The organism is Algicella marina (assembly GCF_009931615.1).
Lineage (GTDB): Bacteria > Pseudomonadota > Alphaproteobacteria > Rhodobacterales > Rhodobacteraceae > Algicella > Algicella marina.
This window is the reverse complement of record NZ_CP046620.1, coordinates 3,554,997-3,573,251: the sequence shown is the minus strand read 5'-3', so window position 1 is coordinate 3,573,251 and position 18,255 is coordinate 3,554,997. Positions and strand designations below refer to the sequence as shown.

At 61.3% G+C, this 18,255-nt stretch carries 18 protein-coding genes; 4 read left to right on the top strand and 14 right to left on the bottom strand.

What is annotated here, in order from left to right; genetic code table 11:
* The first annotated feature begins 71 nt into the window (after positions 1-71).
* Together hpf and GO499_RS17470 are read left to right on the top strand one after the other, a co-directional pair.
* Positions 72-653: a ribosome hibernation-promoting factor, HPF/YfiA family gene (gene hpf, locus GO499_RS17475; RefSeq protein WP_161863390.1), complete on the top strand. Its 582-nt coding sequence runs from the start codon at positions 72-74 to the stop codon at positions 651-653.
* Between the two features lie 33 nt (positions 654-686).
* Positions 687-1,151, top strand: a complete 465-nt coding sequence (locus GO499_RS17470) for a PTS sugar transporter subunit IIA (RefSeq protein ID WP_161863389.1) — start codon at positions 687-689, stop codon at positions 1,149-1,151.
* A gap of 166 nt (positions 1,152-1,317) precedes the next feature.
* Here the strand turns inward: GO499_RS17470 and GO499_RS17465 are convergent, their stop codons facing one another.
* The 8 genes from GO499_RS17465 to cysQ form a co-directional block, all read right to left on the bottom strand.
* Positions 1,318-3,021 (bottom strand): DUF5927 domain-containing protein, encoded by a 1,704-nt coding sequence (locus tag GO499_RS17465; protein ID WP_161863388.1) that lies wholly within the window; start codon positions 3,019-3,021, stop codon positions 1,318-1,320.
* Entirely contained in the window at positions 3,018-4,028 is a 1,011-nt protein-coding gene (locus tag GO499_RS17460) for a glycosyltransferase family 2 protein (protein WP_161863387.1), read from the bottom strand. Before GO499_RS17460 ends, GO499_RS17465 begins: the two co-directional genes overlap by 4 nt.
* 6 nt (positions 4,029-4,034) lie before the next feature.
* The gene (locus tag GO499_RS17455) at positions 4,035-5,279 is read right to left on the bottom strand and encodes a glycosyltransferase family 4 protein (RefSeq protein ID WP_161863386.1); all 1,245 of its coding nucleotides are present in this window, start codon (positions 5,277-5,279) and stop codon (positions 4,035-4,037) included.
* A gap of 19 nt (positions 5,280-5,298) precedes the next feature.
* Positions 5,299-6,282 (bottom strand): UDP-glucose 4-epimerase GalE, encoded by a 984-nt coding sequence (gene galE, locus GO499_RS17450; RefSeq protein WP_161863385.1) that lies wholly within the window; start codon positions 6,280-6,282, stop codon positions 5,299-5,301.
* Positions 6,283-6,317: 35 nt separating this feature from the next.
* Positions 6,318-7,211: a UTP--glucose-1-phosphate uridylyltransferase GalU gene (galU, locus tag GO499_RS17445; protein ID WP_161863384.1), complete on the bottom strand. Its 894-nt coding sequence runs from the start codon at positions 7,209-7,211 to the stop codon at positions 6,318-6,320.
* Between the two features lie 228 nt (positions 7,212-7,439).
* The gene (locus GO499_RS17440; RefSeq protein ID WP_161863383.1) at positions 7,440-8,681 is read right to left on the bottom strand and encodes a glycosyltransferase family 2 protein; all 1,242 of its coding nucleotides are present in this window, start codon (positions 8,679-8,681) and stop codon (positions 7,440-7,442) included.
* Positions 8,681-9,478, bottom strand: a complete 798-nt coding sequence (locus GO499_RS17435; RefSeq protein ID WP_161863382.1) for a 3-deoxy-manno-octulosonate cytidylyltransferase — start codon at positions 9,476-9,478, stop codon at positions 8,681-8,683. Before GO499_RS17435 ends, GO499_RS17440 begins: the two co-directional genes overlap by 1 nt.
* 4 nt (positions 9,479-9,482) lie before the next feature.
* Positions 9,483-10,280, bottom strand: coding sequence for a 3'(2'),5'-bisphosphate nucleotidase CysQ (gene cysQ / locus GO499_RS17430; RefSeq protein WP_161863381.1), 798 nt, complete (start codon positions 10,278-10,280; stop codon positions 9,483-9,485).
* 166 nt (positions 10,281-10,446) lie between these two features.
* On the opposite strand from cysQ, the gene GO499_RS17425 reads away from it, so the two are divergent.
* A complete protein-coding gene (locus GO499_RS17425) occupies positions 10,447-11,265 on the top strand; it encodes an ABC transporter permease (RefSeq protein ID WP_161863380.1) in 819 nt (272 codons plus the stop codon).
* 36 nt (positions 11,266-11,301) lie between these two features.
* Here GO499_RS17425 and GO499_RS17420 read toward each other — a convergent pair whose 3' ends face one another.
* Positions 11,302-12,327: a phosphatase PAP2 family protein gene (locus GO499_RS17420; protein WP_161863379.1), complete on the bottom strand. Its 1,026-nt coding sequence runs from the start codon at positions 12,325-12,327 to the stop codon at positions 11,302-11,304.
* Positions 12,328-12,346: 19 nt separating this feature from the next.
* The gene (locus GO499_RS17415; protein WP_161863378.1) at positions 12,347-14,158 is read right to left on the bottom strand and encodes an adenylate/guanylate cyclase domain-containing protein; all 1,812 of its coding nucleotides are present in this window, start codon (positions 14,156-14,158) and stop codon (positions 12,347-12,349) included.
* Positions 14,159-14,316: 158 nt separating this feature from the next.
* On the opposite strand from GO499_RS17415, the gene GO499_RS17410 reads away from it, so the two are divergent.
* The gene (locus GO499_RS17410) at positions 14,317-15,771 is read left to right on the top strand and encodes a S8/S53 family peptidase (RefSeq protein ID WP_161863377.1); all 1,455 of its coding nucleotides are present in this window, start codon (positions 14,317-14,319) and stop codon (positions 15,769-15,771) included.
* Between the two features lie 141 nt (positions 15,772-15,912).
* Here the strand turns inward: GO499_RS17410 and GO499_RS17405 are convergent, their stop codons facing one another.
* From GO499_RS17405 to ureE, 4 genes are read right to left on the bottom strand one after another with little or no spacing between them, the layout of a single operon-like run.
* The gene (locus GO499_RS17405; protein WP_161863376.1) at positions 15,913-16,428 is read right to left on the bottom strand and encodes a hypothetical protein; all 516 of its coding nucleotides are present in this window, start codon (positions 16,426-16,428) and stop codon (positions 15,913-15,915) included.
* A gap of 3 nt (positions 16,429-16,431) precedes the next feature.
* A complete protein-coding gene (gene ureG, locus GO499_RS17400) occupies positions 16,432-17,055 on the bottom strand; it encodes an urease accessory protein UreG (protein ID WP_161863375.1) in 624 nt (207 codons plus the stop codon).
* Positions 17,052-17,693: an urease accessory protein UreF gene (locus GO499_RS17395; protein WP_161864044.1), complete on the bottom strand. Its 642-nt coding sequence runs from the start codon at positions 17,691-17,693 to the stop codon at positions 17,052-17,054. The genes ureG and GO499_RS17395 overlap by 4 nt, the downstream gene beginning before the upstream one ends.
* Positions 17,686-18,162, bottom strand: a complete 477-nt coding sequence (ureE, locus tag GO499_RS17390; RefSeq protein ID WP_161863374.1) for an urease accessory protein UreE — start codon at positions 18,160-18,162, stop codon at positions 17,686-17,688. Before ureE ends, GO499_RS17395 begins: the two co-directional genes overlap by 8 nt.
* Positions 18,163-18,255: the final 93 nt, after the last annotated feature.

Below are 18,255 nucleotides of genomic sequence, written 5' to 3'. Positions count from 1 at the left end.
TGGAAACTCTGATCTCTCCACACCGCGCCGGGGATAAGGCGCGCAGCGATAAGCATGGTAAAGGAGATCCAATGCGCATTCTGGTTAACGGAAAACACATGGATGTCGGGGACGCATTGCGGACCCATGTCGAAACCCGTGTCGGGGATGTGGTGGCGAAATTTTCGACCCCGCGCCCGACAGAGGCGCAAGCCACTTTTTCCAAGGACCGGCATGAATTTATCGCCGATACCTCGCTGCATCTGTCCACGGGAATGACGGTGCAGGCCAAGGGCCGCGCGGCAGAAGTCTACGAGGCTTTCGAGGATGCGGCCGAGAAGATCGAAAAGCAATTGCGCCGGTACAAACGGCGATTGAAGGACCATCACCAGAACCGCCCTACCCCTATTGAAGCTTTCGGCGCACCCGCGTATATCCTCGAGTCAGAAAGCCATGAGGATGACGATCAGGAACCGGAGACACTGCAGCCCGTAATTGTGGCTGAAATGGAAACAAAGGTACAGTCATTCTCAGTCGGAGAGGCGGTCATGCAGATGGAGTTGGCCGGTGCTCCCGTTCTGGTGTTCAGAAATGACAAACATGGTGGTGTGAACGTCGTATATCGGCGGGAAGACGGAAATATAGGTTGGGTCGATCCCCGCAATCTGGGGTGAGCCGAGACTCGCGTAACTGAAGAGAGGCGCTTGATGGAGCTGACGGATATACTTGGATCAGACGCTGTTTTCGCGTGCGTAAAAGTTCAGAGTAAAAAACGGCTGTTTCAGGAAATCGCGTCGGCGGCAAGCGCCCGACTGCGACTGCCGGAAGCGCAGCTTCAGGCTGCGCTGCTGGAGCGCGAGAACCTCGGGCCGACGGGTGTCGGCTTCGGCGTGGCCATTCCCCATGCACGAATCGAACAGCTCGACCATGTGGTCGGGCTGTTCTTCAGCCTCGAATCTCCGGTGGAATTCGAATCTGTGGACCGCAAGCCGGTCGATCTGGTGTTCGCGCTGTTTGCGCCGCAGAGTGCGGGTGCGGAGCATCTGAAAGCCTTGGCCAAGGTCTCGCGGGTACTGCGCTCCGAATCTGTCTGCGCCAAGCTCCGGTCCACCAAGGATGTGGCGGCGCTCTATGCCATTCTGGCCGACACCGAGAAATCCCAGGCGGCGTGATGCCGTGGGATTTTGCCGATTCTCGATAACTCAAGATTTTTGGCCCGGGCCGCCCGGCATGATGGGCGGCGTCTGAACACTGGTTCTCTCAGGTGCAAGCGCCTTTCGGGCAAGGCGGGTCAGATCGTTGCCACCGGAACCCTTTGCCGAGACTGAGCGCCGGGCATCAGATTCGGCGGATCTGCTTTGCAGGATCGAAGCCGTCAGATTTCTGTTGGCGGCGAAGAGCGGCAAGCAGTGGCTCCATCTCCGGTATATCGAACCCTTCGGAAGCCATGCGTTCGAGGAACTCGGGGAAGCCCTCGGGCACGGCGATGTGCGAGAGGGCCGGGGCGATATCGGTATCCGGCGGAAGAACGGTCTGAATGCTGCGGGCGGTGCGCAAGGGGCGGTTCAGCAGGGCCAGCAACGGGATTTCGAGGATGTCGGCCTTCAGATCCCATTCCTCGAAGCCCTTTGTGAGGTTCTCGCGCTCCGACCTGAACAGGCCGAAGAAGACGGCCTCCATGTCCGGCTGCGAACGACTATGGAGGTAGGCAGCCAGCATCCAGCCTTCGGCGATGCGGACGATCTGGGCATTGGGGTCGCGAAGGATGTGCCTGCGCAACCGGATGGAAGGGCCGAAATCGTGAAGAAATCCCTGAAGGATCTGGCGGCGACCCCAAACCAGATTGACGAGGAACTGGTCCGGCCGGTAATCGCGATGCGGGGGTGAGGCGATCAGGTTGCCGGCGAAGACCTGGGCATCGCCGATGAATTCCACCTTGTCAGCGGCATAGAGATGGCCATGCATCTCCAGTCCCTCGCTCTCGCGCAGGCCTTCGAGAAAGCGCGGGAACAGGCGGTCGAAGCCGTCGAAGACATAGTAGGGCCGCGCGGTAGCGAAGACCTGCTCGTACCAGCGAGAAGTGTACCGATTCTGGTTGATGAGGCCGGGCCTGCCGCGGGAGCGGAGGTTGACGGAGCGGGTTACGGCTTTCAGCATCGGATCGGAAGAGCGCGTGGCCGGGTCCGGCGACTTGCGGGACGGGTCGAGCAGTTCTTCGTAGAGCTTGTCGGCACCGGGCCAGATCTTTCGTACGAAGAAGTTGTCGCATTTCGTCAGCAGATCGAGGTGATCGTCGTAGAACGTGAACGGCTTGCCCTGATTGTCGAATGTCACGAAGGTCAGCGGCCGGTTGATGATGTGGCGGCTGTGCTTGCGGGCCAGCGTCTGGAAAAAGCTCTCGTCGGGGATCCAGGTAAGTTTGAAGAAGCGCTTGTAGGCGGGCAGCAGCGGATCGTCGAAAATGCGCTGCAGGGTGCCGCGCGACAGGCACCACCATTGCAGGCCTATATGCGGCGACAGGCCCTCCGGCATCTGGCGGCGGACCTTCAGCTTGCGCTGGAGATCGACGAACCGGTCGAAGATCCGGCGGTGGCGCTGGAAGGAGAACGGGAAGTAGAGGGTAAAGCGCTCGGCGGACAGTCCGTCACGGACCCAGCCGTCCTGCTCCACCAGCACGGATTCGATGTGGTCAGCCTCCGGCTCTTCGGCAAGATGGGCCGCCAATTCCGTAATCGGGCGGATGGGCAGGCAACTGCCGGAGATCAGGGCGACGTGGGTCGCCTCCGGGAAACTGTCGAGCAGTTGGCGCGAGGCGGTGAGCGCGGCCTCCACAAGAGAGAAGCGCCCCCACTCGCAATGGTGGCGTTCGCTGAAGGCGATATTGGGGATCGACGCGAGGGCCGCGATCAGCCCGTCTGCCGCCTCGGCGCTGGCGGTCTTGTCGATATGGATGACGACGGCGCAGGACTGGCCAGCGAGATAGCGGGCAAGTGACTCCACCCGGTGCAGGTGATTGTGGGCGAGGATGACGATACCGATCACAGCCAGCCACCGGAGGATATCAGGCCAAGGTTTTCAAGCTGTTTCCAGCCGGTGTAGCGGGTGGAGTTGGGTGTCCAGAGCCCCTGCCCCTCGACCAGATGCGACTGGTAGGCGCGATACTCGCGGCTGGCGGCGTAGTGCTGCCCCCTGTCCAGTTCCTCCTCCGCCTTGTCGGCGAAGAACGAGAGGAACTTGGCGTGCAGCAGGCAACCGCTCGCCTTTTCTCCGCCCCATTGGTCATAGACGCGGTTGAGGCCGCGCGGCAGGATCGTGTGGGTGGAGGAGATGTAGACATTGCCGAACGTCCATTTGACCAGCGGAATCTTGTTGAGCGCGGGGCCAAGTTCCGGCTGATCGGAGAAGAACACGCGCTGACGGGGGCCGCCCTGAATCCACAGGTTGAAATACTTGTGGTTCTGTTCGTAGACGTAGTTTCCGCTGTCGAAAAAATTAAGTGTATCGAAAGGGTTGTCACCCGGTTGGTAGACATTGTCGGTGATCGGACTTTTCGAGTACATATCAATCAACATGGCGCCGAACGTGCGGCGGCGGGAGGCGTCCAGCCAGTCCGTTAGGGCACGCAGCGGGCGTGTATCGATCTTGGGATAGACGAAGAACTCGTCGACATCGACGACAAGCACCCAGTGATCGTGGGCGTGGAGGTTCAGCAGGGCGTTGAGCCAGTCCATCCCGAACTTGGCACGCTTGTAGCTGCCGGTTGTTGTCCAGACGGACGCATCTTCCTGCGCGGTGAGGTATTCGCGGGTGCCGTCGGTGCTGTCATTGTCCACGAAGAAGAAATGGTTGGCACCGAGATCGCGATAGTACTTCATGAAAAAGGGAAGACGCGGGTGTTCGTTGCGCACGGTGGCGAAGACAAGGATGTCGCCCTTGGCGATCTCGCGGGTACGGTCCACCACATTCCTGAGTTGGAGGAATTTCTTGGCCGCACGGAATTGCCATTCCACCCGTTCGCGGCGCAGTCTGGTTGTCTCCATCCATGGCATTCGGTTTCAGCCCTGTCCCTCGTTCAACGCGGCGAGCGCGTGGGCCACTGTTCTGAAATGATTATCCCAGCTTGGCAATGGCGGCAGCGGAGAATCGGCCGCTGCGGGATCAGGCTTTGCTTCAGTGTGTTTCATGATTTCGGCGGCCCAGCCGGGGCCATCGAGGGGATCTAGGTAGTTGACGTGGTCGCCCGCGATCTCGCGGAAGGGCGGCAGATCGGCGGCGATGCACGGTTTGCGCATCTGCACGGCCTCCACCAGCGGATAACCGAACCCCTCCACGAACGATGGGAACAGGAGCGCTGTGGCGGAGGACAGGAGAGCGCCGAGATCCTCGTCTGACAGAAAGCCGTGTTCGAAGACCGTCCGGCCCATGAAGGGGGCGCGGTCGAGGATGTCGACAATATTCTCGTTTTCCCAGCCACGCCGGCCGACGATGTGCAGATGCGGTACCTTTTCCGGCGGCAGGGTATCGTGGAAGCGGCGCCAGACGTTGAGCAACAGCAGATGGTTCTTGCGCGGCTCTATCGTGCCAAGGGTGACAAAAGTGGGCGGACTGGCTGCGGCCGTGGCGGTGGGCAGCGGCAAGGGATCGCAGCCGAGAAGCGCGGTGACACCGGGCACGGCAAGGCCGAACTCATCAAGCCAGTGGGCTGCCCGCTCGGCGGTGTAGGCAGAGTTGTGGATCAGGAGGTCGCTGGCTTCCGCCATGGTGCGAAACTGGGTCTCGAACCGGGGCACCGCCTCCGGCCGTGTATACTCCGGGAAATCAAGCGGGATCACATCGTGCAAGAGGGTGGCGATGGTATGGGCGCCACCCGCGCGGATGGCGGAATAGGTGAAGGCCGTCTGGTTGCTGTGGCCGGTGGTCAGATAGGTGAAACCGTCCTGCATGTCGGCCTTCAGCATCGCAGCGAGGCGGGTACGGCGGACGGTGAGAAGAGCGAGACGCCGGATGGTGCTCTCGGCACGCTTGTGTCCCGGTGTCTGGCGTCGACCGAGGCTGGAGAGCATGTCGGGCGGGTCCAGCCCGTCCCCCGCGTCGGCGAGATGGAGGAATTCCTGCATTCCGGCGGAATCAAGCAACGCGAAGCCGCCGAGTATCCGAGACAGGAAATAGCTGCGGTCGGCCTTCATGACCTGGCGGATATAGGCGCGTTCGACCCTGTCGACGCCCGAAGGCGCACCGGCGCCGGCGCGCGAAACGGTGCGCGTGATGTCGAGGCATATGTTGCCCGGTACGAGGCTCATCTGCCGCGGCTGCGCCGGATCACCTGATGTATCCCTGCGACTGGTGCCAACCCCACGCGTCGGAGATCATCTGCGGCAGGGTGGAATACTGCGGCTCCCAGCCGAGGATCTCGCGGGCCTTGCTGCTGCCGGAGACGAGCGCCGTACAATCTCCGGGACGGCGGGGCCCCTCTGTGCAGGGCACTTTCTGCTCGGTCACATCGGCGACGGCATCGATGACCTCGCGAACAGTGAAACCGCTTCCGGTGCCGAGGTTGAAGACCGTCTCCTTGCCACCTGAAGCGAGGTAGTCGAGACCGCGTATATGGGCGTCCACGAGGTCCATCACATGGACGTAGTCGCGGACACAGGTGCCATCACGCGTCTCGTAATCGGTGCCGAAAATGGTGAGCGCGTCGCGGCGGCCACGGACGGCATCCAGCGCCAGCGGAATGAGGTGGGTTTCGGGCCGGTGGAATTCGCCGATCTGGCGCTCCGGGTCCGCGCCCGCCACATTGAAATAACGGAAAGAGACATGGGCGAGCCCGGACATGCGGCCGTAATCGCGCAACATGTCCTCGACAGCGCGCTTGGAGCCGCCATAGGCGTTTATCGGATTCTGGCTGCTTGTCTCGTCCAGCATGACGCCGTCCTGCTCTCCATACGTGGCACAGGTGGATGAGAAGACGAACCGCGGGATTTCGGCGGCGGTTATGGCGTCCAGCAGGGTCATAGAACCGACGACGTTGTTGCGCCAGTAGAGTTGGGGTTCGCGCATGGACTGGCCGACATCGGACAGCGCCGCGAAATGCATCACCGCTTCGGGCTGGTGGCGGGCGATGACTTCATTCAGACGCGCCCTGTCAGTCAGTTCGCCAATTTCGGCAGGGCCGAATTTGACGGCATCCTGCCAGCCGGTGGAAAGGTTGTCGTAGGTTACGGGTTCGTAGCCCGCCTCGGCCAATTGTTTGCACGCATGGCTGCCGATATAACCGGCACCACCGGTGACGAGCACTTTACGCATCCGAACCTCTCAAACCGCAGGTATCGCGGCTCTGATTATTCGGCGGCTTGCGGATGCGCAACCGTATCGGCAAGGAAAGCGCGGAATTCGTCGCGCAATTCGGGACGTTCGAGCCCGAAAGCTACAGTTGCCTGCAGGAAACCCGCCTTGGAACCGCAATCGTAGCGCTGGCCCCGGAAACGGAAGCCGGACACGTTGTCGGACTCGCCGATTTCCTGAGCGATAGCATCGGTGAGCTGGATCTCTCCGCCTGCACCCTTTTTCATCTTGTTCAGGTTTCTCAAAACCTTGGGCGACAGGATGTATCGACCGATAACGGCGAGATTGGAGGGTGCGTCCTCCACTTTCGGTTTCTCGACCATCCCCTTGACCGAGACAACGGAACCCTTGTCTTCCTTCACATCCAGGACGCCATAGGAAGAAATATTGGCATCAGACACCTGCATCGCGGCGACCATGTTGCCACCGGTTTCGGCATAGGCTTCGACCATTTGTGCGAGGCACCCGACATCGGAGGAGATGACGTCATCGGGCAGAAGCACGGCGAAGGGTTCGTTGCCGATCAGGCGGCGGGCACACCAAACGGCGTGGCCGAGGCCGAGCGCTTCGTGCTGACGGACATAGGCAATTGCACCGCTGTCCATATTCGTCTGCTTGAGGGCGTCGATAAGCTCCGTCTTGTTCTTCTGCTTGAGCTTCTGTTCGAGTTCGGGGGCGCGGTCAAAGTAATCCTCCAGCGCGGACTTGCCGCGCGAGGTGACAAAGATGAATTCGCGGATGCCGGCCTCACGGGCCTCGTCGATCGCATACTGAATGAGCGGTCGGTCGACCAAATTGAGGATTTCTTTCGGAATGGATTTGGTCGCCGGCAGAAAGCGTGTTCCCAGACCGGCTACTGGAAATACTGCCTTCGTTACTTTCCGCTGCATTTAGTGTCCCCCAAGTGTGGCTCATATCAGTAGAGCGCATTACGGATAAAATCTTTACACCGTTCCTAGAAACAGAACTTGATGGTTAAAGTTGGACAGGAATATGTGCTCCTGTACATCTGACACCAGTTCTCTCGCGCCAACGCTGAAACGCACGGGCTGCCGGAATGTTCCCGGATTCGGTGACAAAGCCATTACCCATATCACGCGAAACAAGTGTGACAGATGTTACAGTGAACCGCAATCCAGTCCTCGCTGCACTGCAACACGATTGATTTCCGCCTTGATACGTCCGGCGAGCGGAAGCAATGGGCGGGGGGCATCCCTTTCGGCGAATCCGGCGATGCCGAAGCGGTGGACCCAGAAGCCTTGCACATCATAGCGGACGTTGAGATTGCGATGACTGTATTCCGGTTCGATCAACGTCACCTCGCGGCCTTCGGCAGCAGCGGCGGCCGCGCGACGACGGATGCCCGGGCGGGGCTGATAGGGTCTGGCGACCAGCAGGACAGGCGGTTGCGGTGACGGATTGCGGGGCACCGGCGCAAAGGCCGCGTTCGGCGGCGGCGCGGGCTGCAGAAGCCGCTGTTGACGGGATTTGCCTTCCTCGAATCCTTCGGCAAGCGAGGCGATGAGAAAGGTCAGCCTGCGCTCCGTGATCAGGCCGTTCTGGAACAGGACACGGAGGCGCTTCAACTGATTGGCCGTGAAGCTGGCAAGATGCGCGTCCAGCGCCGCGTCCGGGCTGTGGCGGTTGACGAAATAGGCTTCGCTGGCGCCGATCTCGAACAGGGTCTTGGGCACACGATGGTTGTTGCGATAGGGGCCTTCGGCATAGCCGTGGTGCACCTCCGCCAGCGGCACCATCGCTGCATCCCAGCCGGCATCCGCGAGGCGGATGTTGACGTCGGCCTCGTCCAAATAAAAGTGAAACGCCTCGTCGAAACCGCCGATGTCACGAAGAGGCTTGGCGCGGAACGCACAATTGGTGCCAACAGTCTTCAGTGCCCTGTCGCTGCTGGCCGGGAACACCCGGATGGACTGGTCTGGCAGGCCGATGCGCTTGTCCCGGCCGAGCCTGTCGATCAATGCGCATTTCCACTGAAATGCCACGCCATTGCGACCACGGACAAAGCCACCGGCGCTGCCGACGGACGGCGTCTCGAAGGCCCTGGTGAGCGTGCCGAGCCAGCTGTATTCGGGCACGGCATCATCGTCGCAGAAGGCGATGATCTCGCCCTGTGCGGCATTGATCCCGATGTTGCGGGCCGCCGAGATGTTGCGCTGGGTGAAGGTGATCCAACGGATCGGCAGCGGGCTATCCGGGCGGCGTTCGGGTGGCAGGTTGGATACGAGAATAATCTCGAAATTCGGGTAGCGCTGATATTCGAGACTCTTCAGAAGCAGGGCAAGCGACACTTCCCTGTCGAAATTGACGATAACGAGGCTGACGGGGGGCGCCGCGCTCATTAGAGCCCTTGTTTGGTGAGAATGGCCTCTATGCGGGCAACATCGACCGGATTGTTGAGTTCCCAGAATTCGCGGCCACGGGCCTCCACCTCGACACAGGTGACCGGGATGCCATTCTCCATGAAGCGAAGTTGTTCCAGCCCTTCCCATTTCTCCAACAGGCCTGTGGGAAAGGTAATGTAGCGGGCGAGTGCGTCAGGACGGTAGGCATAGACCCCGACGTGATGGAAAACGGGAATGTCATCGGAATCTGTCAGCGTCTTGCCGGTATAGGGTATGACTTCCTTGGAAAAATAGAGCGCTGTGCGATCTGCAGCGAACACGGCGGTGGTGCCGCCGACGCGACCCTCGCGCCGGTCCTCCAGAAAGCCGGAGAGTGCGGCAGCGTCGCAACGAAGCACCGGGGTGGTGACGGCGAGACCTGGATCGGCCTTCATTGCATCGATCAGTGCCTCGACAAACCATGGTGGTGTCAGCGGGGCATCGCCCTGAAGATTGACGATGATGTCAGCCTGTTCGCCAAGCGCGTTCAGGGCATCGGCGCAACGGGCGGTGCCATTCTCGCAGGCCTCGGATGTCATTATCACTTCGCCGCCGAAACCGCGCACATGATCGGCAATACGGTCGTCATCCGTGGCGACAACGACCCGATCCGCGCCATCTACCTGCGTTGCGGCTTCCCAACTGCGACGGATCAGAGTGCGTTTTTCCCCATCCGGCCCGGTGAGTTCCACCAGCGGTTTGCCGGGATAGCGGGTGGAGGCGTAACGCGCCGGGACAACAATCAGAGTTCGCATGGGTTCAGGCGGGCTTCAGGGCCACATCGGGCGCGTAGGCGATGAAAAACGGGTTCTCATACCCCGGCTTGCCGTATGTAAGCGGCGTGTGATCGTCGAAGCGGACGACAGCCCCGCCTGCGCCGCGCAGGACGGCATCGCCGGCGGCGGTATCCCATTCCATCGTTCGGCCGAGACGGGGGTAGAGATCGGCCTCGCCGGCGGCGACAAGGCAGAATTTCAGAGAGGAACCGGCAGACGTGGAATCGGCCACCTCGTACTTGTTGATGTACTCATCGGTCGCGGCATCGCGGTGAGACTTGGAGGCGACGACGACGAGCGCAGTGTTGTCGGCGTCACGCACTTTCAGCGGAGTTGTTTCACCGGGTGTATCGAGGTCGAAGGCACCCTTTTCTTCCACCGTGCGGCCCTCTGCATCAGTATAGAACAACCGGTTCTTGGCGGGAGCGTAGACGACACCGCGGGTGGGCACGCCATCGACGACGAGGGCAATATTGACGGTGAAATCGCCGCGGCGCTGGATGAACTCCTTCGTGCCGTCGAGCGGATCGACGATGATGAAGGTCGCGGCCTTGAGATCGTGGCTGGCTGCCTGTTCCTCGGTGACGACCGGGATGTCCGGCAGTGCGGCCGTGAGGCCCGCGAAGATGAGTTTGTCGGCCGTCTCGTCGGCAATGGTAACTGGGCTCTCGTCGGCCTTGGAGCGCACACCCATCTCTTCCGCGTTATAAACCTTCATGATTTCCGCACCCGCTTCGAGGGCAAGGCGTCGGAACACGGAACAGATGTTTGCAGTATCCAAGGGGGGCTCCTTCACGGAAATTGGCTTTGGTGGCAGGGTCTATGGCAAGGAGGTGTGATTTGCACGGACTATTTTCTTGGTATAACAGCCATATTGTGCGTGTGCGAGAGGCGCGGCGAGGTGCCGCCGATCCGGCATGGAAACGTGCAGAAGAAGGGCCGAAGGCATGATCGAACGCAGGCAATCCCTGCTGATGGATTTCTTCACGTTCCAGGAACTCGTCTTCCACACAGTGGTGCGCGAAGTCCGGCACGAGAATTCGCGTAACCCCGTGGTCGGACTGTTCATGGCGGCGTCTCGGACATTGCTGATGGTGGGCATCTTTTATGTGATGTTCGAGGTCCTTGGCGCACGGTCGGCGATGATCCGCGGCGACGCTGTGCTTTATCTTGTCAGCGGCTTTCTGCTTTTCTTCCTGCATGTCGGAGCGATAAGCGGGGTACTGGCCTCGGGCAGTTCCGTCGGCGCCCTGCAACAGCATGCACCTGTGACCCCTGCCCTGATGATCGTTGCCGGCGCGATCAAGCAATTGTACCTGCATGTTTTCGCGCTGGGGGTCATCCTGCTCGGGTTGTTCGTGTTCAAGGGTGAGATCGACGTCTACAACTGGGGGGGCCTGATCGCGCCCTTCATGCTGACCTGGCTGAGCGGTGTATCGATCGGGTTGCTGTTCCTGGGCGTGAAGCCGTTTGCACCGGATCTCGTCAAACTGTTGGCGACCGTCTATCAACGCGCTAATTTCTTCACCAGCGGCAAGTTTTTCGTGGCCAACATGTTGCCTGCCGCCGTCATCCCGTTCTTCGCATGGAACCCGCTGTTTCATTGCATTGATCAGATGCGGGGCGCGATGTTCGTCAATTATGTTCCGCAGAATTCCAACTTGGAGTATCCCACGATTTTCTGTGCCGTCGGGCTGGTGATCGGGATGATGCTGGAGTTCTTTACCCGCAAGACGGTCAGCCGGTCGTCGGCCCACAGTCGGTAGGATGCAGGCCCGGCACAGTGGCCGGGCCGCTTCCTCTCAGACTTCCCATTCCTTCTTGGCGTCTAGCCACATGTCGCCAAGCTGGTCCCAGCCATCCATGACGCCGAAAATCGCGTCCGCCAGCTTGCGGCCGGCATCGCTGTCGCTGGGATAGTGCAGGCCCATGACCTCGCGGTTGCGGGCGATGCGTTCGGCCATGTCGGCCAGGGGGTCGCGCGTGAGCTCCTCGCGACCGCCATTCTTCCACGGGCCGTATTTCTTGGTTGTCATGTCGGGCATGACCTTGCGCAGAATATTGGCCATCAGGTGCGCCTGAGTGGAATGGCCGCTGGGAAAGGCCGCGTGTGCCGGAGGGTCGATCGGCGGCATCAGTGCTGGTTGCAGGGCGCTGGGGCGCGGCCGAGCATAGCGGCGTTTGTAGAACATCACGGAGATGGTGGCGAAGGTCAGGCCCGTCCACATCAGCCGGGTCGTCTTCGGATGGGTGGAGGGATTGAAAGTGAGGATACCGCTGAAGAATTCGACCATCGCTCCGACCTGGGCCAGACCCTCGGGCAGCATGCCGGGGCGGTATTCGATCAGACGGGTGAGTTCGATGAGTTCATTATCGGTTTTATGGCCGTCCCATTTGCTCTTTGCCGGATCGTTGCCATCGATGGCCCATTCGGGGCGCAGTTCCAGATCCCAGTTGAACAAGGTGCAATATTCCGGCACGAGGCTGTCCGCCCAGTTGGTGGCGGACCAGAAGCGCATGGAATGGAGGGGTGCCTTCACCTGCCCGTAGATTTCGTGCAGGCGGGCCGGGCCGTCTTCCTCATAAGGTCCTGTAAAGGCAAGCGGGTTTGCGTGCGGCCATTCGTTGGCGTGCCAGTAGCGATCCTTCACCTTGTCCGTCGGATTGGCGGCCGTCCTGTCCGGACTGGCACCAAGGCCACGGCCCGCGCCACCGCCTGCACCGCCGGAGCTGTAGTTAGAATAGTTCGAGTAATTGGAGTAGTTGGAGTAATTGGAGTAGTTCGAATAATTGGAATAGTTGGAATAGTTACTCGGTTTTACCGGCATCGACTTCTCCCTGAAGGCGCTATTGGGGCAGACCCGCCTCTGCGAGGTGGTTCAGAAACCGCTCCTTGCTCTCTGGTTCGCGGAAGGGGCAACTGTTTTCTGCATAGGTTGAAACCCGGAAGTCCGGGTCGAGGCGCAGCAGTTCATCGGCTGCGCGCCTGGCTTCCTTCTTCTGGCCGAGGGCCGCGTAGTTGACCGCAAGCTGGCGAAGGTTTGATGTATAGGATCCGTTAAGCGCGCGAGCCTGGCTGGCCCAGAGAATGCCTTCGGAGAACCTGTCGTTCCAGTAGTACACGCCGGAAAGCACGTCGTAATACATGTAGATGTCCGGGTCATGCGGCGAGAGGCGGATAGCGAACTCGGCATGGGCAAGCGCCTCCTCCGCGCGTCCGACATAGGAAAGGGCGGCGGCGGAGTTGATCCAGGCAAGGGCATGGGACGGTGCGAGTTCACGGGCACGGTCGAGAAAGACGATGGCGCTGTCGTAGTCCCGTTCCAGATACGATTTCACGTGGCCGTAGGCGGCTAGCGCCAGCGCGTTCTGACGATCCAGATTGACGGCACGGGAAGCGTACTCGCGGGCAGAGGCAACCATGGCATCCCGATTTTCGGCCCAGCCCTGGCCGATGTAGATGCAGTGCCAACGAGCGGCGTAGGCGACCGGCATGACGAAGTTCGGATCGAGTTCCATTGCCTTGTTCAGATAATCCATCGCCTCATCGAACCGCGCCCTGTCGAGCGAAGTCATGAGGTCCAGCGCTTTCAGACAATTGTCGTAAGCGGTGAAATTATCTGGAGGTTTTCGCAAGGCACGCGTTCTTTCAGATGCTCGGACATTGGGCGCAATGCGGGACACCACACGCTCCACGATCCTATCTTGCACCTCGAATAAGTCGCTGTGGGAAAATTCACATTTTTCTGAATATAAGGTCTCTCCGGACTGCGTATCGGACAGGGTTGTGGACACACGAATCCGCGCTTCCGAGCGGCGCATCGTCCCTTGCAAAACATAGCGAACGCCGAGGATTCGGCCGACCTCTCGTGGGTCTGTCGGGCCGGTGCCGAAGGCGAGCGCCGAGGCGCGGCTGATGACAAACAGCTCCTTCAGGGCGGAGAGCGAAATGATGATATCCTCGACCACACCATCGGAGAAATAGGTGTCGCTGTCCTTGCCGGAGAGGTTCTGCAACGGCAATACGGCGATGGACGGCAGATTGCTCTGGATCTCGAGAAAGCCGGAGGCCGGCAGGGCTGCCGTCTGGATGATCTCGAAAGCGCGAACCGGCTCCGAGATGTTCTTGAGGTTCAGGAATCCGAGGTTGCGAACCTGCAGTGGGATCGCCTTGCGCACTGCGAAATAGAGTTCCTCCGACACGATGATGCCATCGGGCGCAGTGCTGTCCTGCAGGCGCTTGGTGATATTGACGCCGTCACCGTAGACGTCGGCACCGTCACAGATCGCCTCGCAGATGTGGACGGCAATGCGGAGGGCAAGGCCACGATAGGGATTGATACTCTCGACGCGGGCGTCCTTGATCGCCTTTTGCACGTCGAGGGACCATTTCACGGCGGCCGAGGCGCTCTCGAATGTCATGAGTATGCCATCGCCGAGCGTGCGGATGATGGTGCCGTTCTGCTCTCGCGTCTTGGGAATGACGATCTGGTTGACGAACTTCATCCACATCGCGTGGGTGCCCGCCTCGTCGCGGGACGTCAGCGCGGAATAGCCAGCCATATCCGCAAAAACGACGCACATCAGTTGGCGCGCCGTTGCGGAGGCGATGTCTGGTCTTTCCAGCCCTTCGGCCGAAGACGTCATGGTACGCGACATATCTTTAGGACCCCAATAATCCCAAGTATAGGTAATGCGGAGCGCGTCTGTCAGCAGTTTTTTGCCTAACGGCGCCAACTATCGTTTACAGTGATAAATATCACTGCCGCAACGTCAGCCGGAAATAGTGTGCTGGCTGTAGTCACGAGGGACGGGGAATGCCGGAAGCACGCAAAAGATTGCTCAAAAACGTAACACTTACCGACAGCGTGAAGGCCACACTCGACGCCCGCAGCGGCACCGGAGCGGCCGAATCCCTTGCCGGTTCGGCCATGGTGGATGCAGCCGGCAAAACCGCTCAGGTCTGGGGGCTGGTAGGGCCGGAAGACGACGTGAATACGGTTCGTTCCAATCTGCTTGACAAAGCCGAGGTGGTGACCCTGATCGAGGATGCGGATGTGTCCGAGGCCAAGCGCAAGGTCGGTCATCTGGAGTGTGGGGGGCAGGACTGCGTGTTGCCGCGAAAACCAGCGGCAGCAAAGGACGAGCGAAAGGCGGTGGCGGTGAGCCTGCCGATGGTATCTGCCCAGATACCGTCGCCGAAATTTCACTGGACGCCGGCCAAGAACGGCGCCTCCAGCTTCGGTACGGCGGGCGAAGCCATGACGCTGATCGGGGCGGACTGGAGCAACGGCCATCTGGGCCACCGGCATCCGGAGTGGACGGGCGCGAACGTGAACGTCGTGATCATCGACGTGGGCTTCACGCTGGACTACCTGCGGGCCGTGATGCCCGGCATGAACTACGGCGGCGGCTTCATCGACCGGGACCCGCGCCGCCACAAACCGGGAGAGTTCGTGGACATCGGCGGCAAACCCGGCGCCTGGCATGGCAACATGATTGCCCGAAACGTGCTGCGCCTGGCCCCGGAGGCGCGACTCTACGATGCGCCACTGCTGCCAAGCAGGGTGACGCAGGTGGACGGTTTCACCGAGGATGCGGAACTGCTGTATAACGGCATCCGCGAGGCAAAGGCCAACGGGCCGCATGCCGACGAGCCATGGGTATTGGTGAATGCCTGGGCGGTGGCCGACACGATCCAGGAGTACGATCTGGACCTTCCGACGAACGAGCGCTTCAGCGACGGGCCGGACCATCCGTTGAACAAGCTGGTGCGGGAGATGGCGGCGGAGTTCGACATCATCTTCGCTGCCGGGAATTTCGGTGCCTTCGGCCCGGATGTTTCCGCCGGTGTGTATGACCGGGGTAACGGCCGCTCGATAAAAGGTGTGAACGCCCTGCCCGATGTCTTGACTGTAGGCGCGGTGACGACAAACGGAGAATGGATCGGCAACGCCTCGCATGGGCTGGGCCCTGCGAGCCTGAATGGAGGCGAGCCGAACCGAAAGCCGGACGTGGCGGCACCAAGCTGGTTCGGCGAAAATGACGATCCGGGCACGATTTGCACCGGCACTTCCGCCGCCTGCGGGGTTGTGGCCGGAATGGTGGCAGGGCTGCGCACTGTCTACCGCACCGAGCCGCCTTCGGAGATCTTCGGGATGCTGAAGTCCGGCGCCCGGCAACCGACGCAAGACGGCTGGAACGGCCGCTTCGGTCACGGCATCGTGGATTTCGACGGGATGCCGAGCACCGGGGCGCAGATGATCTCGTAAGCCTCCGCACAAAGGTTTCGGCCGGTCACGTACCGGCGATGGAAGTCGAGTATCTGTGCTTTCCGCTGTCCGCGCCGAATCCCGAGGCCGTTTCGCATTTTTCCGGGCTGGGAGGCGATTTCGGCGCTGCGTCAGCCGCCGTCAGTTCGCCAGTTCGATATGGATGTGGTCGTCATGCCGGGTGGCGCGACAGCCCTGAAAGCGGATGACGGTGGATGATATCGCCGACCGCTGCGCGATATGCGGCTCAACGAAGACCTTGCCGAGCCCGGCTTCCGGGCCCTCCCGCGTCAGCCAGCGAAGCGCCGCGCCGAGCCGTTCGGGATCGAGCGCCAGCCCCTTGCGAACGTAGGGCTGGAGCCATGCCATATCCCAGCGCAGCGATAGCCCACGCGTTTCGCGACATGGGTCAGGGGCGTTGTCCACACGCGGATCGAAGGCCCAGTAGCCGATAGGCGAGGGATGTCGCCCGGCCTGGTAGCTGCCACTCTCGTCGACGTTCCAGAGCGCGATATCGAGCTTCCGTCCGTCGTCGTGGCTGAGATGTGGAAGGAGCGGGAAGCCCTTTGCACGAAGGGATAGCAGCCAGGCCATACCGCCGAGTTGAGTGAGGAGTGTCAGGAAGACAATCGCCAGTGCGTGGCCGAGCCGGCGCACTCCTCACGCCGCTTTCGGCACCAGCCCGCCGAGGCGTTCCAACTCGGCGACGATGGCCTCCACGCCCTTGCCGGAGCGGAGGTCGGCGAAGAGGAAGGGGCGGGGGCCGCGCTGGATGCGGGCGTCGCGCTCCATCACTTCGAGCGATGTGCCGGTATAGGGTGCCAGTTCGGTCTTGTTGATGATCAGCAGGTCCGAACGGGTGATGCCGGGGCCGCCCTTGCGCGGGATCTCCTCGCCCATCGCCACGTCGATCATGTAGATCGTGATGTCGGCAAGCTCGGGCGAGAAGGTGGCGGCGAGGTTGTCGCCACCCGACTCGATGAAGATGGCATCAAGATCCGGGAAGGCCGCCGATAGCTCGGCCACGGCGGCGAGGTTGATCGAGGCATCCTCGCGGATCGCGGTGTGCGGGCAGCCGCCGGTTTCCACGCCGCGAATACGCTCCAGCGGCAATGCCTGCGCGCGCATCAGCGCCTCGGCATCTTCGGCGGTGTAGATATCGTTGGTGATGACGGCGAGGGAGTACTGCTGTCGCATCGCCTTGCAAAGTTTCTCCGTCAGCGTCGTCTTGCCGGCGCCGACCGGGCCGCCGATGCCGATGCGGAGGGGGCCGTTGGTGCTCATGTACGGAAGATCCTCGTGGGCAGGGTTTCGTGGTGCATGGCGGCTATATCGGCGGCCATCGTTGCGTTGCCGATTTCGTCAGGCGTGGACTTGGCAGCTTCGGCTGCGACTTCCTCGATCACGGGCAGCAAAGCCGCAAGGCATTTTTGCCCGTCGGTCTGGCCCAGCGGCATGTAGCGGACGGCGGCGGAGACGAGGTTGGCCGAAAAGGCGTGCAGATAGAGCCGGACGGCACGGGCGGGCGAGAGGCCGAGCGCGGCGACGGCGATTCCGACGGCTACGGGGTAAACGCGCGGCGTCGCATCGGTGCCCCAGACATCTGATGTGGTGCGGGCGAAAGCCTCGCCCTGTGCCATCGTCTCAAGATGGCGTTCGCGGCTGGGCGCGAGCGCTGCGGCCAGATCGGAAAGCGCTTGGGCATCCGCGCCTGGCATGGCAGCGGCGTAGAGGAGGATGCCATCGGTGCGCCCCGCCCCGTGACGCAGAATATCGGCGATCCAGTCCATCAGGCCCGCGCTATCAACAACGCTGCCTTCAGATATCACCTGCTCCAGCCCATGGCTGTAGCTGAACGCACCCACGGGATAGGCGGGAGAGAACCAGCTCTGGAAAATCTGGTCTTCGCGAGGATCAGGCATGGCTGTGATGGTGATGGCCGTGATCGTGGGAATGGCCGTGAGTGCGGCCATGGCCGTAAGCGCCGCCTTCCGGCTGAAACGGAGCCTCGATGCGGCTGACACTACAGCCGAGACCTTCGAGCATCTCGGCAATCACATGATCCCAGCGGAGGATGAGATGGCCGGGGTGTATCTCGCAGGCGAGGTGACGGTTGCCAACATGCCAAGCGGTGCGGACGAGGTGATTAGGATCCTGGGCTTCGGCGCGCATCAGATCCTCCGGAGCGGCGCGAATGGTGATACAGGTGCCATCTTCGAGTTCCAGCGCTTCGCCTGCTCGCAGTTCCCGTGCCTCAGGCAAATCCAGCAGAAACGGTGTGCCCTGATCGGTTTGCATGGCCATACGGCGGCGGAACCTGTCATCATAGGCGAGTGTCACTGTCGCATCTGCAGGCGCTGGGGCGTTGACAACATTCTGTGCCTTGAGCATGGCCTTCTCCTCTGTCTTGCGGCATCAAACCGCGCGGGCGCGGTGGAAACAAGGGGTCATGCAGCGTTGGCTGTCGGAAAGCAGCGCAGGTGC

What these genes read in the sequence shown, in the direction of transcription:
- GO499_RS17435 (WP_161863382.1), bottom strand. Translation starts at nt 9,478, where the DNA reads ATGCGAACTCTGATTGTTGTCCCGGCGCGTTACGCCTCCACCCGCTAT.
- GO499_RS17395 (WP_161864044.1), bottom strand. Translation starts at nt 17,693, where the DNA reads ATGCCTGATCCTCGCGAAGACCAGATTTTCCAGAGCTGGTTCTCTCCC.
- GO499_RS17470 (WP_161863389.1), top strand. Translation starts at nt 687, where the DNA reads ATGGAGCTGACGGATATACTTGGATCAGACGCTGTTTTCGCGTGCGTA.
- GO499_RS17460 (WP_161863387.1), bottom strand. Translation starts at nt 4,028, where the DNA reads ATGCCATGGATGGAGACAACCAGACTGCGCCGCGAACGGGTGGAATGG.
- GO499_RS17420 (WP_161863379.1), bottom strand. Translation starts at nt 12,327, where the DNA reads ATGCCGGTAAAACCGAGTAACTATTCCAACTATTCCAATTATTCGAAC.
- hpf (WP_161863390.1), top strand. Translation starts at nt 72, where the DNA reads ATGCGCATTCTGGTTAACGGAAAACACATGGATGTCGGGGACGCATTG.
- galU (WP_161863384.1), bottom strand. Translation starts at nt 7,211, where the DNA reads ATGCAGCGGAAAGTAACGAAGGCAGTATTTCCAGTAGCCGGTCTGGGA.
- GO499_RS17410 (WP_161863377.1), top strand. Translation starts at nt 14,317, where the DNA reads ATGCCGGAAGCACGCAAAAGATTGCTCAAAAACGTAACACTTACCGAC.
- GO499_RS17455 (WP_161863386.1), bottom strand. Translation starts at nt 5,279, where the DNA reads ATGAGCCTCGTACCGGGCAACATATGCCTCGACATCACGCGCACCGTT.
- ureG (WP_161863375.1), bottom strand. Translation starts at nt 17,055, where the DNA reads ATGAGCACCAACGGCCCCCTCCGCATCGGCATCGGCGGCCCGGTCGGC.
- GO499_RS17425 (WP_161863380.1), top strand. Translation starts at nt 10,447, where the DNA reads ATGATCGAACGCAGGCAATCCCTGCTGATGGATTTCTTCACGTTCCAG.
- ureE (WP_161863374.1), bottom strand. Translation starts at nt 18,162, where the DNA reads ATGCTCAAGGCACAGAATGTTGTCAACGCCCCAGCGCCTGCAGATGCG.
- GO499_RS17440 (WP_161863383.1), bottom strand. Translation starts at nt 8,681, where the DNA reads ATGAGCGCGGCGCCCCCCGTCAGCCTCGTTATCGTCAATTTCGACAGG.
- GO499_RS17415 (WP_161863378.1), bottom strand. Translation starts at nt 14,158, where the DNA reads ATGTCGCGTACCATGACGTCTTCGGCCGAAGGGCTGGAAAGACCAGAC.
- galE (WP_161863385.1), bottom strand. Translation starts at nt 6,282, where the DNA reads ATGCGTAAAGTGCTCGTCACCGGTGGTGCCGGTTATATCGGCAGCCAT.